23 protein-coding genes are annotated in these 12,975 nt (G+C 64.3%); 1 reads left to right on the top strand and 22 read right to left on the bottom strand.

The annotated features are described in order from the left end of the window. Positions 1 to 7: 7 nt before the first annotated feature. The 21 genes from HT136_RS00685 to rpsJ all read right to left on the bottom strand — a co-directional run bounded on the left by HT136_RS00685 (position 8) and on the right by rpsJ (position 10,833). Positions 8 to 1,246: an ankyrin repeat domain-containing protein gene (locus HT136_RS00685; protein ID WP_214196747.1), complete on the bottom strand. Its 1,239-nt coding sequence runs from the start codon at positions 1,244 to 1,246 to the stop codon at positions 8 to 10. A gap of 183 nt (positions 1,247 to 1,429) precedes the next feature. After that, positions 1,430 to 1,606 (bottom strand): 50S ribosomal protein L30, encoded by a 177-nt coding sequence (gene rpmD, locus HT136_RS00680; protein WP_103099210.1) that lies wholly within the window; start codon positions 1,604 to 1,606, stop codon positions 1,430 to 1,432. Positions 1,607 to 1,612: 6 nt separating this feature from the next. Then, the gene (rpsE, locus tag HT136_RS00675; RefSeq protein ID WP_214196745.1) at positions 1,613 to 2,332 is read right to left on the bottom strand and encodes a 30S ribosomal protein S5; all 720 of its coding nucleotides are present in this window, start codon (positions 2,330 to 2,332) and stop codon (positions 1,613 to 1,615) included. A 2-nt stretch (positions 2,333 to 2,334) separates the two neighbouring features. Further along, the gene (rplR, locus tag HT136_RS00670) at positions 2,335 to 2,673 is read right to left on the bottom strand and encodes a 50S ribosomal protein L18 (protein ID WP_214196743.1); all 339 of its coding nucleotides are present in this window, start codon (positions 2,671 to 2,673) and stop codon (positions 2,335 to 2,337) included. Further along, positions 2,673 to 3,206, bottom strand: a complete 534-nt coding sequence (gene rplF / locus HT136_RS00665) for a 50S ribosomal protein L6 (RefSeq protein ID WP_214196742.1) — start codon at positions 3,204 to 3,206, stop codon at positions 2,673 to 2,675. The genes rplR and rplF overlap by 1 nt, the downstream gene beginning before the upstream one ends. Continuing rightward, entirely contained in the window at positions 3,206 to 3,601 is a 396-nt protein-coding gene (rpsH, locus tag HT136_RS00660) for a 30S ribosomal protein S8 (RefSeq protein ID WP_214196740.1), read from the bottom strand. Before rpsH ends, rplF begins: the two co-directional genes overlap by 1 nt. 14 nt (positions 3,602 to 3,615) lie before the next feature. Then, on the bottom strand, positions 3,616 to 3,921 hold the full coding sequence (rpsN, locus tag HT136_RS00655) for a 30S ribosomal protein S14 (RefSeq protein WP_086490047.1): 306 nt from the start codon (positions 3,919 to 3,921) through the stop codon (positions 3,616 to 3,618). Positions 3,922 to 3,950: 29 nt separating this feature from the next. After that, on the bottom strand, positions 3,951 to 4,532 hold the full coding sequence (rplE, locus tag HT136_RS00650) for a 50S ribosomal protein L5 (protein ID WP_214196738.1): 582 nt from the start codon (positions 4,530 to 4,532) through the stop codon (positions 3,951 to 3,953). Next, positions 4,525 to 4,839 (bottom strand): 50S ribosomal protein L24, encoded by a 315-nt coding sequence (gene rplX / locus HT136_RS00645; protein WP_214196736.1) that lies wholly within the window; start codon positions 4,837 to 4,839, stop codon positions 4,525 to 4,527. The genes rplE and rplX overlap by 8 nt, the downstream gene beginning before the upstream one ends. Continuing rightward, on the bottom strand, positions 4,839 to 5,207 hold the full coding sequence (rplN, locus tag HT136_RS00640) for a 50S ribosomal protein L14 (protein ID WP_039388073.1): 369 nt from the start codon (positions 5,205 to 5,207) through the stop codon (positions 4,839 to 4,841). Before rplN ends, rplX begins: the two co-directional genes overlap by 1 nt. A gap of 88 nt (positions 5,208 to 5,295) precedes the next feature. Beyond that, the gene (gene rpsQ, locus HT136_RS00635) at positions 5,296 to 5,583 is read right to left on the bottom strand and encodes a 30S ribosomal protein S17 (RefSeq protein ID WP_214196734.1); all 288 of its coding nucleotides are present in this window, start codon (positions 5,581 to 5,583) and stop codon (positions 5,296 to 5,298) included. 12 nt (positions 5,584 to 5,595) lie between these two features. After that, positions 5,596 to 5,799 carry a 50S ribosomal protein L29 gene (gene rpmC / locus HT136_RS00630; RefSeq protein WP_214196733.1) on the bottom strand — a complete coding sequence of 68 codons (204 nt, stop codon included), beginning with the start codon at positions 5,797 to 5,799 and terminating at the stop codon, positions 5,596 to 5,598. A gap of 3 nt (positions 5,800 to 5,802) precedes the next feature. Further along, complete coding sequence (rplP, locus tag HT136_RS00625) at positions 5,803 to 6,234, bottom strand: 50S ribosomal protein L16 (RefSeq protein ID WP_214196731.1); 432 nt, start codon at positions 6,232 to 6,234, stop codon at positions 5,803 to 5,805. Between the two features lie 22 nt (positions 6,235 to 6,256). Continuing rightward, entirely contained in the window at positions 6,257 to 6,952 is a 696-nt protein-coding gene (gene rpsC, locus HT136_RS00620; RefSeq protein WP_039388082.1) for a 30S ribosomal protein S3, read from the bottom strand. Between the two features lie 3 nt (positions 6,953 to 6,955). Then, positions 6,956 to 7,333 carry a 50S ribosomal protein L22 gene (gene rplV, locus HT136_RS00615; protein WP_214196729.1) on the bottom strand — a complete coding sequence of 126 codons (378 nt, stop codon included), beginning with the start codon at positions 7,331 to 7,333 and terminating at the stop codon, positions 6,956 to 6,958. Further along, complete coding sequence (gene rpsS, locus HT136_RS00610; protein WP_214196727.1) at positions 7,333 to 7,611, bottom strand: 30S ribosomal protein S19; 279 nt, start codon at positions 7,609 to 7,611, stop codon at positions 7,333 to 7,335. The genes rplV and rpsS overlap by 1 nt, the downstream gene beginning before the upstream one ends. Before the next feature lie 6 nt (positions 7,612 to 7,617). Then, positions 7,618 to 8,454, bottom strand: a complete 837-nt coding sequence (gene rplB, locus HT136_RS00605; RefSeq protein WP_214196725.1) for a 50S ribosomal protein L2 — start codon at positions 8,452 to 8,454, stop codon at positions 7,618 to 7,620. A gap of 4 nt (positions 8,455 to 8,458) precedes the next feature. Next, positions 8,459 to 8,773, bottom strand: a complete 315-nt coding sequence (locus HT136_RS00600; RefSeq protein ID WP_214196723.1) for a 50S ribosomal protein L23 — start codon at positions 8,771 to 8,773, stop codon at positions 8,459 to 8,461. Then, positions 8,766 to 9,392, bottom strand: a complete 627-nt coding sequence (rplD, locus tag HT136_RS00595) for a 50S ribosomal protein L4 (RefSeq protein WP_214196721.1) — start codon at positions 9,390 to 9,392, stop codon at positions 8,766 to 8,768. The genes HT136_RS00600 and rplD overlap by 8 nt, the downstream gene beginning before the upstream one ends. A gap of 3 nt (positions 9,393 to 9,395) precedes the next feature. After that, on the bottom strand, positions 9,396 to 10,151 hold the full coding sequence (gene rplC / locus HT136_RS00590) for a 50S ribosomal protein L3 (RefSeq protein WP_214196720.1): 756 nt from the start codon (positions 10,149 to 10,151) through the stop codon (positions 9,396 to 9,398). A gap of 370 nt (positions 10,152 to 10,521) precedes the next feature. Then, the gene (gene rpsJ, locus HT136_RS00585) at positions 10,522 to 10,833 is read right to left on the bottom strand and encodes a 30S ribosomal protein S10 (protein WP_007011873.1); all 312 of its coding nucleotides are present in this window, start codon (positions 10,831 to 10,833) and stop codon (positions 10,522 to 10,524) included. Positions 10,834 to 11,065: 232 nt separating this feature from the next. Between rpsJ and HT136_RS00580 the strand changes: the two genes are divergently transcribed. Then, complete coding sequence (locus tag HT136_RS00580; RefSeq protein WP_214196718.1) at positions 11,066 to 11,605, top strand: hypothetical protein; 540 nt, start codon at positions 11,066 to 11,068, stop codon at positions 11,603 to 11,605. A gap of 137 nt (positions 11,606 to 11,742) precedes the next feature. Here the strand turns inward: HT136_RS00580 and tuf are convergent, their stop codons facing one another. Next, a complete protein-coding gene (tuf, locus tag HT136_RS00575) occupies positions 11,743 to 12,933 on the bottom strand; it encodes an elongation factor Tu (protein WP_214196716.1) in 1,191 nt (396 codons plus the stop codon). Positions 12,934 to 12,975: the final 42 nt, after the last annotated feature.

Raw genomic sequence — 12,975 nt, 5'->3', positions numbered from 1 at the left:
CCCGCGCCTACTTGCCGATGCCGAAGACCAGCTTGGCGTCGCCCGGCACGGTCGTGCCGAAAGCGTCACGCGAAGGCGTCCAGCGCACCACCTTCATCGCCACTTCGCACAGTTCGCCGTCGAAGGCGGGCGAGTTGGACGCCGGCACCACTTCGCAGCTCGTCGAATTACCCTTCTCATCAATTGTGAAGCGCATCTCGTAACGCGCGAACTTGCGCTGGCGCAGGATCGGGTCGTAGCGCTGACGGATCTCGAAGAAAGCGCGGTTGAACGCGGCCAGGCTGGTGTCGTCGTAACGCGGGTTCTGGCGCAGGCTCGCGAACTGGTCCTCGCTGACATAAGGGCGCAAGCGCAGCAGCATGTCCGACCAGCGCATCAGGCGCGCGACCTGCAAGGGCGACTGGCGATCGATCGCGCTCTGGCAACCGGCACCGGTCGGGCTCGCCCCGGCCTCGATCAGCACGTCGGCGGTGCGCCAGCGCTGGTAGGCGATCGCCCAGGCAAGCGGGGTCAGGCCGAACATGTCGGGCTTGTCGATGTCCTTGGGGTGTTCGGCCAGCAGGCGGCGTAGCTGGGTAACGGCGTTGTGGCGCGCGGCATAGCCCATCGTGTCGACCGGCGCGTCCGACTGGAGGTCGGCGAAGCCATAAGGCTGCGACACCGGCTCATCGGGCAGAATCGCCGGCTCGGGGCCGACATCCGCGACAGGTCGGCAGATGTCCCGATAAGGGTAGCGCGAATCGCCCATGAGCGCGGCGTTGTAAGCGCGCCCGAACGCGGTCGCCGGATCGTCGGCACCCCGTCCCTCTGCAGCCGCCAGATCGGGTACATAGGCCAACGCCCGGATCGACCAGGCGGGCAGATCGCCGAGCACCCGGCACTGCGCGTTGTAGAGATCGAGCGAGACGCCCTTCGCACTCGTCACGGCAGCGAGCCGGAAATCGCCGCGCGCCGCGGCGTCGCTCGCCAGTTTCACCGGATCAGGGCGTCCGCCCGAGGCAAGCGCCCGGCGAAGCGCGATGTCGCCACTGCGCATACCGGCAAGGATCCTGGGATCGGCGCGCACGTCGTCGCAGCGGGTAACCGCGGCCCCTTCGGGCGCAAGGTCGCTGTCGCCCCCGGGCGCGTGTCCGCAGGCGACCAGCGTACCGGCAAGGAGCAAGGCCGCAAAGCCGGCGAAACGCCCACGCCCGGCAGGCGTAGGACGGTCGATGATGGCGGAAACGAGCGAAGCGTGTGGGGACAAGACGATACCTGGCGGTCTATCAGTGAGGGGTGAGCGCATAGCACAGGCACGTACGAAGGAAAGCGCCAACGCGCGCGAGGCCCCGCACTGCACCGCAAACGCAAAAGGGGCCCCGACGCGAACGTCGGGGCCCCTTTCGTGTCTCGCATCGCGCGGCCCGTCCCGAAGGACGAGGCCAAGCGATCAGTCGACGATGGCGACCATGTGCGGGAGCTTGGCGATCGCACCACGGACTTCCGCGGTGTCCTCGAGCTCGACGACACGGTGCATCTTGCCGAGGCCGAGACCGATGAGGATCTTCTTCTGGCTCTCGGGGCGACGGATCGGCGAACCGATCTGCTTGATCTTGATCTTGGCCATTGTCGCTTACTCCACGATGGCTTCGGCTGCGGCTTCCGCCTCAGCTTCGCTCGCGCCGCCACGACCCAGGAGGTCGGTGACCTTCTTGCCACGACGCTGAGCCACCGCCTTGGGCGAGGACTGATCGGTCAGGGCGTCGAAGGTGGCGCGGATCATGTTGTAGGGGTTCGAGGTGCCGACCGACTTGGTCACGACGTCATGGACGCCCAGGCTCTCGAACACGGCGCGCATCGGACCACCGGCGATGATGCCGGTACCCGCAGGTGCCGTACGGACGTTGACGCGACCGGCGCCGAAGTGGCCCTTGCCGTCGTGATGGAGGGTACGACCCTCCTTCAGCGCGACGCGGATCATCTTCTTCTTGGCCGAAGCGGTCGCCTTGGTGATCGCCTCGGGAACCTCGCGGGCCTTGGCATGGCCAAAGCCGACGCGGCCCTTGCCGTCGCCAACGACGACGAGTGCAGCGAAACCGAAGCGCTTACCGCCCTTGACGGTCTTCGAGACGCGGTTGATGTGAACCAGCTTCTCGATCAGCTCTTCGCCCTGCTCCTCGTCCTCGCGACGACCGCGACGGTCATCGCGACGGCCACGGCCGCCACGCTCACCGCGTTCGCCACGGCCACGACCGCCACGACCACGACCGCCTTCGCGGCCCTCACGGGCTTCGCCGCCCTGGGGGTGCTCAGCCGAGATCGGCTGTTCGATGGTGTTGTTTTCGTCAGCCATGCTCAGAACTCCAGCCCGCCTTCACGGGCGGCATCGGCCAGCGCCTTGACGCGACCATGGTACAGGAAGCCGCCGCGATCGAACACGACCGTGGTGATGCCCGCCTTCTTGGCGGCCTCGGCCAGTTCCTTGCCAACGCGAACGGCGGCATCGGTGTCAGCGCCCTTGCCACCAAGCGTGTTGGCGGCAGCGACCGTACGGCCCTGCGCATCGTCGATGATCTGGGCGTAGATGTGGCGACCGGTGCGGTGCACCGAAAGACGCGGACGACCACCGGCCGAAGCGCGAAGGGCGGTGCGCACGCGCTGACGGCGGCGCTCGAAAAGGGAAAGCTTTGCCATTACTTCTTCTTCCCTTCCTTGCGGAAGATGAATTCGCCGCGGTACTTGATGCCCTTGCCCTTGTAGGGCTCGGGCTTGCGCCAGCGACGGATCTCGGCCGCAATCTGGCCGACCTTCTGCTTGTCGATTCCGGAAATCTCGATGGTCGTGTTGTCCGGAGTCTTGATCTCGATCCCTTCGGGGATCGCGATGTCGACGTCGTGCGAGTAGCCGAGCTGCAGCTTCAGGGTCTTGCCCTGGATCTGCGCGCGGTAGCCGACGCCCTTGAGCTCGAGGACCTTCGAGAAGCCTTCGGTCACGCCGCCAACGAGGTTGGCAACGAGCGTGCGCTGCATGCCCCAGTGGCTGCGGGCCTGCTTCGACGTGTTGATCGGCTGGATCGCGACGGTGCCGTCTTCGACCGCGCAGGTGACCTGGTCGGACACGCCCATGGTGAGCGTGCCCTTGGGGCCCTTGACGGTGAGGACGTTGTCGCTGAGCGCGGCGGTGACGCCGGCCGGGATCGCGACGACCTTCTTACCAATACGGCTCATTAGAACACCTCCGCCAGCACTTCGCCGCCGACGTTGTCCGCGCGCGCTTCGGCATCCGAAAGCACACCCTTGGGCGTCGAGACGATGGTGATGCCAAGGCCGTTGCGCACAACCGGGAGTTCCTTCGAACCCGAGTAGACGCGGCGGCCAGGCTTGGAGACGCGGGCGATGTGCTTGATAGCGGGTTCGCCCTCGAAATACTTCAGCTCGATGCGCAGCTGCGGATGGGCACCGGTGGTGTCATCGCTGAAACCACGGATGTAGCCCTCGCGCTGGAGAACTTCGAGCACGCGCGCACGCAGCTTGCTGGCGGGGGAAAGGACGGAGTCCTTCTTCGCCTGCTGGCCGTTGCGGATGCGGGTGAGCATGTCACCCAGGGGATCGGTCATAGCCATTGCTCAGATATCCCTTACCAGCTCGACTTGGTCACGCCGGGGATCATGCCCTTGTTGGCAAGATCACGCAGCTCGACGCGGCACAGGCCGAACTTGCGGTAGTAACCGCGCGGACGACCGGTCGTGGCGCAACGGTTGCGAACCCGGGTCGGGTTGCCGTTGCGGGGGATCTCGGCCAGCTTCAGGCGGGCGATGAGACGCTCGGTTTCGTCGAGCGATTCATCCGCAGCAACCGCCTTGAGGCGCTCGTACTTGCCTGCATACTTCTTGACGAGCTTCTTACGACGCTCGTTCTTGTTCACGGAACTCAGTTTCGCCATGGACTTAAGCTCTCTTCCTCAGCGGCGGCTCACGCCGCCTCCTTCTGTTCCTCGGCTTCGGCCGGGAACGGGAAACCGAAAAGGCGAAGCAGCTCGCGCGCTTCCTCGTCGGTCTTAGCGGTGGTGGTGACGATGATGTCCATGCCACGCACCTTCTCGATCTGATCGTAGCTGATCTCCGGGAAGATGATCTGCTCCTTCAGGCCCATCGCGTAGTTGCCGCGGCCGTCGAACGACTTGGCGTTCAGACCACGGAAGTCGCGGATGCGGGGCATCGCGATCGTGATGAGGCGATCGAGGAATTCGAACATGCGCTCGCGGCGCAGCGTCACCTTGCAGCCGATCGGCATGCCTTCACGCAGCTTGAACTGCGCGATCGACTTGCGGGCCTTGGTGATGACGGGCTTCTGGCCGGCGATCTTTTCCATCTCGGCCGCGGCGGTCTGGACCTTCTTCTTGTCCTGGCTCGCCTCGCCCACGCCCATGTTGAGCGTGATCTTCTCGATCTTGGGCACTTCCATGACGTTCTTGTAGCCGAACTTCTCGGTCATCGCCTTGACGATTTCCGCATCGTACTTCGAACGCATGCGCGGGGTGTACTTATCAGCCATCGATCGTCTCCCCGGTCTTCACGGCCACGCGGACCTTCTTGCCGTCCTTCTCTTCGAAGCGAACGCGGGTCGGCTTGCCGTCGACGGCAACCGCGACCTTGCAGATCGCCATCGGAGCGGGATTGCGCTCGATGCCACCCTGGGGGTTCGCCTGGGTCGGCTTGCGGTGACGGGTCGCGACGTTCACGCCCTCGACCAGGACCTTGCCGTCCTTGGGCATGACCTGGAGGACAGTGCCGGTGCGGCCCTTGTCCTTGCCCGACAGAACGACGACGTTGTCACCCTTCTTGATCTTCGCGCCGGCCATTACAGCACCTCCGGAGCAAGCGAGATGATCTTCATGAAGCCCTTGCCGCGAAGCTCGCGGACCACGGGGCCGAAGATACGGGTGCCGATCGGCTCCTCGCTCTTGTTGATGAGCACGGCAGCGTTGCTGTCGAAGCGGATGACGCTGCCGTCGGGACGACGAACGTCCTTGCGGGTGCGCACGATGACGGCACGGTGCACGTCGCCCTTCTTGACGCGCGCACGCGGCTGCGCTTCCTTCACCGACACCACGATGATGTCGCCGACGCCTGCGAAACGACGCTTCGAGCCACCCAGCACCTTGATGCACTGGACGCGCTTCGCGCCGCTGTTGTCCGCGACGTCGAGATTGGATTGCATCTGGATCATTGATCCGGTTCCTTCTCAACGGCTTGCCGGAACCAGTCCGGCAGTTCCAAAAAAGCTCCCCCGGCACTAAGGCCGGGGGCGTCTCAAATCAGTTGGCGGCCTCTACGTCGAGATTAGCCTCGATGGCAACACCTTTTCCGGCCTGCAGAGCATCGAGGACCTTCCAGGTCTTCGATTTCGAGATCGGCTTGGTTTCCTCGATGCGGACGCGATCACCAATGTGGTACGCGTTCTCTTCGTCGTGGGCAGCGTACTTCTTCGAGCGACGAATGATCTTGCCGTAAAGCGGGTGCTTCACTCGGCGCTCGACGAGCACGGTAACGGTCTTGTCGGTCTTGTCGGAAACGACGGTACCGATCAGAATACGCTTGGGCATCGTGTTTCCTCCTTACTTCGCCGCAGCCGAACGCTCAGCCTGGAGCGTCTTGATGCGGGCGATGTCGCGACGGACCTCCTTGATCCGGGCCGGTGCCTCGAGCTGGCTCGTGGCGGCCTGGAAACGGAGGTTGAACTGCTCGCGCTTGAGAGCAACCAGTTCTTCGGTGAGCTGGTCGTCGGTCTTGGCGCGGAAGTCTTCGATCTTGGCAGCCATGAATTAACCCTCCAGGTGCGAGGTGTCGCCGAGACGGGCAACGACCTTGGTCTTGATGGGAAGCTTCATCGCGGCGCGGCTGAAAGCCTCAGCGGCGAGCGGGCCGGCAACGCCGTCCAGCTCGAACAGGATACGGCCCGGCTTCACGCGAGCGGCCCAGTATTCCACCGAACCCTTGCCCTTACCCTGACGGACTTCGGCAGGCTTCTTCGAAACCGGCACGTCCGGGAAGACGCGGATCCAGAGGCGACCCTGGCGCTTGATGTGACGCGTGATCGCGCGGCGAGCCGCTTCGATCTGGCGGGCGGTAATCCGCTCGGGCTCCATGGCCTTGAGGCCATACGAGCCGAAGTTCAGGTCGGTGCCACCCTTGGCGTCGCCCTTGATCCGGCCCTTGAAAGCCTTGCGGAACTTGGTCTTTTTCGGTTGCAGCATGGTGCTTACTCTATCCTAAGCCTCAGCGCGCCGGGCGGACGCCGGAGGTCTGAGCCTCCATCATCAGCCGGTCCTGCGCCATCGGGTCGTGGCCGAGGATCTCACCCTTGAAGACCCAGACCTTGATGCCGATGATACCGTAAGCGGTAAGCGCTTCGGCTTCGGCATAGTCGATGTTGGCACGCAGCGTGTGGAGCGGCACGCGACCTTCGCGATACTGCTCGACGCGCGCGATTTCCGCGCCGCCCAGACGGCCACCGCACATGATCTTGATGCCTTCGGCACCCAGACGCATGGCCGACTGCATCGCGCGCTTCATCGCACGACGGAAGGCAACGCGGCGGATCAACTGGTCCGCAATACCCTGAGCGATCAGCTTGGCGTCGACTTCCGGCTTGCGGATCTCGACGATGTTCAGCTTCACTTCGCTCGAGGTCATCACCGCAAGCTTCTTGCGAAGCTTCTCGATGTCCGCGCCCTTCTTGCCGATGATCACACCGGGACGGGCCGCGTAGATCGAGATGCGGCACAGCTTGGCCGGACGCTCGATCACGACCTTCGAGATCGCAGCCTGGGGCGCGTTCTCGAGGATGAACTTGCGGATCTTGAGGTCTTCCTCAAGCAGCTTGCCGTAGTCCCGGCCTTCCGCGAACCAGCGGCTGTCCCAGGTACGGTTGATCTGCAGACGCAGACCGATCGGATTGCTCTTATGACCCATGGATCAGGCCTCCTCGACTTCGCGAACGACGATCCGCAGGCGCGAGAACGGCTTGAGGATACGGGTGCTCTTGCCGCGACCACGGGTGTGGAAGCGCTTCATGGTGATCGACTTGCCGACCGACGCCTCGGCGACGACGAGAGCGTCGACGTCGAGGTTGTGGTTGTTCTCCGCGTTGGCGATCGCCGAAGCGAGAACCTTGCGGGCGTCCACGGCCATGGCCTTCTTCGAGAAAGCGAGAATGTTCATCGCTTCCTCGGCCTTCTTGCCGCGGATCAGGGCGGCGACGAGGTTGAGCTTCTGCGCCGAACCACGGATCGTGGTGCCGACCGACAGGGCTTCCTTATCGCCGACTCGGCGGGGTGCTGCCTGCTTGCTCATTAGCGCTTGCCCTTCTTGTCGGCGGCGTGGCCGGGGAACGAGCGCGTGGGCGCGAATTCACCGAGCTTGTGGCCGACCATGTCCTCGTTGACCGAGACAGGGATGAACTTGTGCCCGTTGTAGACCGAGAAGGTCAGACCAACGAACTGCGGAAGGATGGTGCTGCGACGCGACCAGGTCTTGATCGGAGCAGCGCGGCTGCCGGCATCCTGCGCGACCTCGGCCTTCTTGAGAAGGTACAGGTCGACGAAGGGGCCTTTCCAGACGGAACGTGCCATCGTGTCTTACCTCTTCTTCTTGGCGTGGCGCGAACGGATGATCATCTTGTCCGTCTGCTTGTTGTTGCGAGTACGAGCGCCCTTGGTCGGCTTACCCCAGGGGGTAACCGGGTGACGGCCGCCCGAAGTACGGCCTTCACCACCACCGTGCGGGTGGTCGACCGGGTTCTTGGCAACACCACGGGTGAGAGGACGACGGCCCATCCAGCGCTTGCGGCCGGCCTTGGCGAGGGTCTGGTTCTGGTTGTCGGGGTTCGAGACCGCGCCAACCGTGCCCATGCAATCGCCACGCAGGTAGCGCTGCTCGCCCGAGTTCAGGCGAACGATCACGAGACCGCGGTCACGACCGACGACCTGGACATAGGCACCGGCCGAACGTGCGATCTGACCGCCCTTGCCGGGCTTCATCTCGACGTTGTGGCAGATCGTGCCGACCGGCATCTGCGACAGCAGCATGGCGTTGCCAGGCTTGGTGTCGGTCTTCTCGCCGGCGATGACCTTGTCGCCCACGGCAAGACGCTGCGGTGCGATGATGTAGGCCTGTTCGCCGTCAGCGTAGCTGATGAGCGCGATGAAGGCGGTGCGGTTGGGATCGTATTCGATCCGCTCGACGGTGCCTTCCATGTCCCACTTGCGACGCTTGAAGTCGATGAAGCGGTACTTCTGCTTGTGGCCGCCGGCGATGCCACGCGAAGTGACATGACCCTTGTTGTTGCGGCCACCGGTCTTGGTCTTGCCCTCGGTCAGAGCCTTGACAGGCTTGCCCTTCCAGAGCGCCGACTTGTCGACGAGGACCAGGCCGCGGCGGGCGGGGCTGGTCGGGTTGTAATGCTTGAGTGCCATCGGATCAGCCCTGTACGCCTTCGGTGATGTCAATCGGCTGCTGACCTTCGGCCAGCGTGACAATCGCCTTCTTCACGTCGCTGCGGCGGTATTCCTTACCGCGCCAGCGCTTGGTCTTGCCCTTGGTCACCAGCGTGTTGACGCTCTTGACCTTACGGTCGAACAGCGCCTCGACAGCGGCCTTGATCTCGGGCTTGGTCGCATCGCCGGCCACCTTGAAGACAACCGCGTTGTGCTCGGAGAGCAGCGTCGCCTTCTCGGTGATGTGCGGTGCGAGGATCACGTCGTAATGACGGATTTCTGCAGCAGACTTAGCCATTGAAGCGCGCCTCCAGCTTTTCGACAGCGGCGCGGGTGAGCACCAGCGTGTCATGCTTCAGGATGTCGTAGACGTTCGCGCCCTGGGCGGGGAGAACGTTCACGCCGATGAGGTTGCGGGCCGCCTTGGCGAAGTTGTCGTTGACGGCTTCACCGTCGATCACGAGCACCTTCTTGCCGAAGTTCGCCTTGGCGAGCTGGCTGGCCAGGACCTTGGTCTTGGCGTCGGCGACGTCGAGCGTGTCGACGATCACGAGGCCGGTCTTGGCCTTCGACGACAGCGCCATCTTCAGGCCGAGCGCGCGCAACTTCTTGTTCAGCGACTGGCCGAACTCGCGACGACGGGCACCGTGAGCCTTACCACCGCCGATGAAGATCGGGGCTGCACGGTCACCGTGACGAGCCGTGCCGCCGCCCTTCTGGCGACCCCACTTCTTGCCGGTGCGCGCGACTTCCGAACGCTCGCGGGTGGCGCGGGCGATGCCGCGGCGGTTTTCCAGCTGCCAGGTGACAACGCGGTGCAGGATGTCGGCGCGCGGCTCGAGGCCGAACACGTCATCCGACAGCTCGATGTCGCCCTTGCCGGCGGAACCGTCGATATTGAGGACTTGAACCTTCACGACTTAGCCCTCCTGGCCTTCGGTCGCTTCAACAGCCGCGGTGTCTTCCGCAGGCGTGTTGGCAGCCGAATCGTTGCTGTTGGCGGCCGTCTTGAGGCCGGCGGGGTACGGAGCCTCGGCGTGGCGGTCGACCTTGACGGCGTCCGACACGGTGAGCCAGGCGTTCTTCGCACCGGGGACCGAGCCCTTGACGAAGATCAGGCCGCGCTCGTCGTCCACACGGACGATCTCGAGGTTCTGCTGGGTGCGCTGACGGTCGCCCATGTGGCCGGCCATCTTCTTGTTCTTGAACACCTTGCCCGGATCCTGACGGTTACCCGTCGAACCGTGCGAACGGTGCGAGAGCGACACACCGTGGGTGGCGCGAAGACCGCCGAAGCCCCAGCGCTTCATGGCGCCCTGGAAGCCCTTACCCTGGGTGTGGCCGGCAACGTCGACGAGCTGGCCGGGCACGAAGTGCGAGGCCGCGATGGTCGAGCCGACTTCGAGAACGGCGTCGTCGGCGACGCGGAACTCGGCAACGCGCATCTTGAGCGAAACTTCCGCCTTGGCGAAGTGCTCGCGCTGCGGCTTGGCAACGTTCTTCTGCTTGGCTTCGCCAGCACCGAGCTGAACGGCAACGTAGCCGTCACGCTCTTCGGTGCGGACCGAAACCACCTGGCAATCTTCCAGCGCCAGAACGGTCACGGGCACATGCCGGCCGTCCTCCTGGAAAAGGCGGGTCATCCCGACTTTCTTGGCGATCACGCCAGTACGCATGATCTGTCTCCTCAACAGAGGCCTGCCCGGGCCCATCCCGAACAGGCGTGTCCAGCCCAATGATGTGATGCATGCCCCGTCCGGGCTGGGTGTTCCCTGCAACCGGCCCGAATGGCCAGTGCGGAAACGAGACGGGGGACGCATTCCCAGCGAGGCCCGAAGGCTTCGCCGGAGGTATCCCTTGTGTCCCCTAGGCCGGTTCGCCGATTGGCGTGGGCCGGGGCTCTGTCTCTGCGGGCTTTCCCCGCAAAGCCGATCATTTCAGATCGACAAGGCTATCTGGATCCCTGGGGATCCGAATATCGCGTCCGATCGTTTAAAGTCCGATCGGAACGGACTGTGGGGCCGCCTGAGCAGCCCCGAGCCGGCATCAGGCCAGCTTGATCTCGACGTTCACGCCGGCCGCAAGGTCCAGCTTCATCAGCGCGTCGACAGTGGCGGCGTTCGGCTGCACGATGTCAAGCAGACGCTTGTAGGTGCGGACTTCGAACTGCTCGCGCGACTTCTTGTCGATGTGCGGACCGCGGTTCACGGTGAACTTCTCGATCTTGGTCGGCAGCGGAATGGGGCCCCGAATGAGCGCGCCGGTGCGGCGGGCCGTGTCAGCGATTTCGCCAGTAGCCTGGTCGAGAACGCGGTGATCAAACGCCTTCAGGCGGATGCGGATGTTCTGAGCTTCCATTACCTATACCGATGAGAAAGAGCCAAAGGGCCAGAAGCCCCGTCAAATTCGAAACGCGCCCCTACACCCTGATCGCGAGTCGTACAAGCCCTGTTTTTCGCCGCCGCTGAGGTTTTCCGCGCGCGGTGTCGCATTTTGTCGCATCGTGTCGCAGCCGGGCCCGCTCCCCTTCCCTTCCCCGATCACGCGATCTAGGAACGCCGTGCAGGGGCGATGGGATACTCTTATACGCATGATCTCCTGGACGACCGTTTCTGCCTCCACGGCAGCCCTTGCCTTTCTCTTCCTTGCGCCCGAGTTCGCGCGCGCCTCCGACACCGCCTCGGCCATGACCGCCCAGCCTGCCGGCACCGCGTCCACCGAGACCGGTGAGGAGACGGAGGCCCCCGCAGCCACGGCAGCCGACGCCCCGACACTGAGCGCACGGGTGACGATGCCCAGTTCAGGCCCCGTGCCCGTCGACGAAGCCTGCCGCGCGGCGGCCAACGCCAGCAACGGCGGCCACCCCGGCACGGTCGTCGCCTGCTTCCATGGCGCCGACGGTGAGAGCCAGCGCGTGCCGCACACCGACAAGGACGACACCGGCACCCATCTCGGCGATGCGCGCCCGCCCGACATGAACACGCTGCCCGGATGCCTGGGGCCCTGCATCACCATCCCCTTGGGCAAGGTACCCGAGCCGGTCTACTACATCGATCTTGCGAGCATCCCCGAGGCCCCCAAGGGCTCGGACGCCTGGAAGATCGGTGAAGGCACGCTGCGCGCGCCCTGAGCAAGACCGCCCGGGCAGGCGCCGCGGCCGGAAAACCACCGCGCCGTCCGCCCCGCCACGCACACGCGAAAAGGCCCGGCTCCCCTTTTCGGAAAGCCGGGCCTTTCGTGTCTCAGCTAAGCCTGAGGATCAGCTGCTTAGGCAGTGATCTTCGAGACAACGCCCGAGCCGACGGTGCGGCCGCCTTCGCGGATTGCGAAGCGCAGACCTTCGTCCATGGCGATCGGCGCGATCAGCTTGACCGAGATGGTCACGTTGTCGCCCGGCATCACCATTTCGGTGCCCTCGGGAAGGATCACTTCGCCGGTGACGTCGGTGGTGCGGAAGTAGAACTGCGGACGGTAGTTCGCGAAGAACGGGGTGTGACGGCCACCTTCGTCCTTCGAGAGCACGTAGACCTCGGCCGAGAATTCGGTGTGCGGGGTCACGGTGCCGGGCTTGGCCAGAACCTGGCCACGCTCGACCTGCTCGCGCTTCAGGCCACGGATCAGGGCGCCGATGTTGTCGCCAGCTTCGCCCTGGTCGAGCAGCTTGCGGAACATTTCCACGCCGGTGACGGTGGTCTTCTGGGTGTCGCGGATGCCGACGATTTCGACTTCTTCGCCAACCTTGATGATGCCGGTTTCGACGCGGCCGGTGACGACCGTACCGCGACCCGAGATCGAGAACACGTCTTCGACGGGCATCAGGAACGACTTGTCGGTCGGACGCGGGGGCTGCGGGATGAAGTCGTCAACAGCCTTCATCAGCTCGAGGATCTGGTTCTTGCCGATTTCGTCGTCACGGCCTTCGAGAGCGGCCAGAGCCGAACCCTTGACGATGGGAATGTCGTCACCCGGGAAGTCGTACGAGGAGAGAAGCTCACGAACTTCCATTTCGACGAGCTCGAGGAGCTCTTCGTCGTCGACCTGGTCAACCTTGTTGAGGAACACGACGAGAGCCGGAACGCCAACCTGACGGGCAAGCAGGATGTGCTCGCGGGTCTGGGGCATCGGGCCGTCGGCGGCGTTCACGACGAGGATCGCGCCGTCCATCTGGGCCGCACCCGTGATCATGTTCTTGACGTAGTCAGCGTGACCCGGGCAGTCGACGTGCGCGTAGTGACGGTTGGCGGTCTCGTACTCGACGTGGGCAGTCGAGATCGTGATGCCGCGCTCGCGCTCTTCGGGAGCCTTGTCGATGTTCGCGAAGTCAACGGCTTCACCGAAACCTTCTTCGGCCAGAACCTTGGTGATCGCGGCAGTCAGCGTGGTCTTGCCGTGGTCAACGTGACCGATGGTGCCGATGTTGCAGTGCGGCTTGGTCCGCTCGAATTTTGCCTTGGCCATCTTTCAAACCTTCTTTCACAATGAAATTGAATCTGGGGAATT

It is taken from the genome of Novosphingobium profundi (assembly GCF_018491765.1).
GTDB lineage: Bacteria > Pseudomonadota > Alphaproteobacteria > Sphingomonadales > Sphingomonadaceae > Novosphingobium > Novosphingobium profundi.
Note: the sequence above shows the minus strand (reverse complement) of the source record. Positions and strands in the feature narration are given on the sequence as shown.

What these genes read in the sequence shown, in the direction of transcription:
- rpmD (WP_103099210.1), bottom strand. Translation starts at nt 1,606, where the DNA reads ATGGCCAAGATCAAGATCAAGCAGATCGGTTCGCCGATCCGTCGCCCC.
- rpsE (WP_214196745.1), bottom strand. Translation starts at nt 2,332, where the DNA reads ATGGCTGACGAAAACAACACCATCGAACAGCCGATCTCGGCTGAGCAC.
- rplR (WP_214196743.1), bottom strand. Translation starts at nt 2,673, where the DNA reads ATGGCAAAGCTTTCCCTTTTCGAGCGCCGCCGTCAGCGCGTGCGCACC.
- rplF (WP_214196742.1), bottom strand. Translation starts at nt 3,206, where the DNA reads ATGAGCCGTATTGGTAAGAAGGTCGTCGCGATCCCGGCCGGCGTCACC.
- rpsH (WP_214196740.1), bottom strand. Translation starts at nt 3,601, where the DNA reads ATGGCTATGACCGATCCCCTGGGTGACATGCTCACCCGCATCCGCAAC.
- rpsN (WP_086490047.1), bottom strand. Translation starts at nt 3,921, where the DNA reads ATGGCGAAACTGAGTTCCGTGAACAAGAACGAGCGTCGTAAGAAGCTC.
- rplE (WP_214196738.1), bottom strand. Translation starts at nt 4,532, where the DNA reads ATGGCTGATAAGTACACCCCGCGCATGCGTTCGAAGTACGATGCGGAA.
- rplX (WP_214196736.1), bottom strand. Translation starts at nt 4,839, where the DNA reads ATGGCCGGCGCGAAGATCAAGAAGGGTGACAACGTCGTCGTTCTGTCG.
- rplN (WP_039388073.1), bottom strand. Translation starts at nt 5,207, where the DNA reads ATGATCCAGATGCAATCCAATCTCGACGTCGCGGACAACAGCGGCGCG.
- rpsQ (WP_214196734.1), bottom strand. Translation starts at nt 5,583, where the DNA reads ATGCCCAAGCGTATTCTGATCGGTACCGTCGTTTCCGACAAGACCGAC.
- rpmC (WP_214196733.1), bottom strand. Translation starts at nt 5,799, where the DNA reads ATGGCTGCCAAGATCGAAGACTTCCGCGCCAAGACCGACGACCAGCTC.
- rplP (WP_214196731.1), bottom strand. Translation starts at nt 6,234, where the DNA reads ATGCTGCAACCGAAAAAGACCAAGTTCCGCAAGGCTTTCAAGGGCCGG.
- rpsC (WP_039388082.1), bottom strand. Translation starts at nt 6,952, where the DNA reads ATGGGTCATAAGAGCAATCCGATCGGTCTGCGTCTGCAGATCAACCGT.
- rplV (WP_214196729.1), bottom strand. Translation starts at nt 7,333, where the DNA reads ATGAGCAAGCAGGCAGCACCCCGCCGAGTCGGCGATAAGGAAGCCCTG.
- rpsS (WP_214196727.1), bottom strand. Translation starts at nt 7,611, where the DNA reads ATGGCACGTTCCGTCTGGAAAGGCCCCTTCGTCGACCTGTACCTTCTC.
- rplB (WP_214196725.1), bottom strand. Translation starts at nt 8,454, where the DNA reads ATGGCACTCAAGCATTACAACCCGACCAGCCCCGCCCGCCGCGGCCTG.
- HT136_RS00600 (WP_214196723.1), bottom strand. Translation starts at nt 8,773, where the DNA reads ATGGCTAAGTCTGCTGCAGAAATCCGTCATTACGACGTGATCCTCGCA.
- rplC (WP_214196720.1), bottom strand. Translation starts at nt 10,151, where the DNA reads ATGCGTACTGGCGTGATCGCCAAGAAAGTCGGGATGACCCGCCTTTTC.
- rpsJ (WP_007011873.1), bottom strand. Translation starts at nt 10,833, where the DNA reads ATGGAAGCTCAGAACATCCGCATCCGCCTGAAGGCGTTTGATCACCGC.
- HT136_RS00580 (WP_214196718.1), top strand. Translation starts at nt 11,066, where the DNA reads ATGATCTCCTGGACGACCGTTTCTGCCTCCACGGCAGCCCTTGCCTTT.
- tuf (WP_214196716.1), bottom strand. Translation starts at nt 12,933, where the DNA reads ATGGCCAAGGCAAAATTCGAGCGGACCAAGCCGCACTGCAACATCGGC.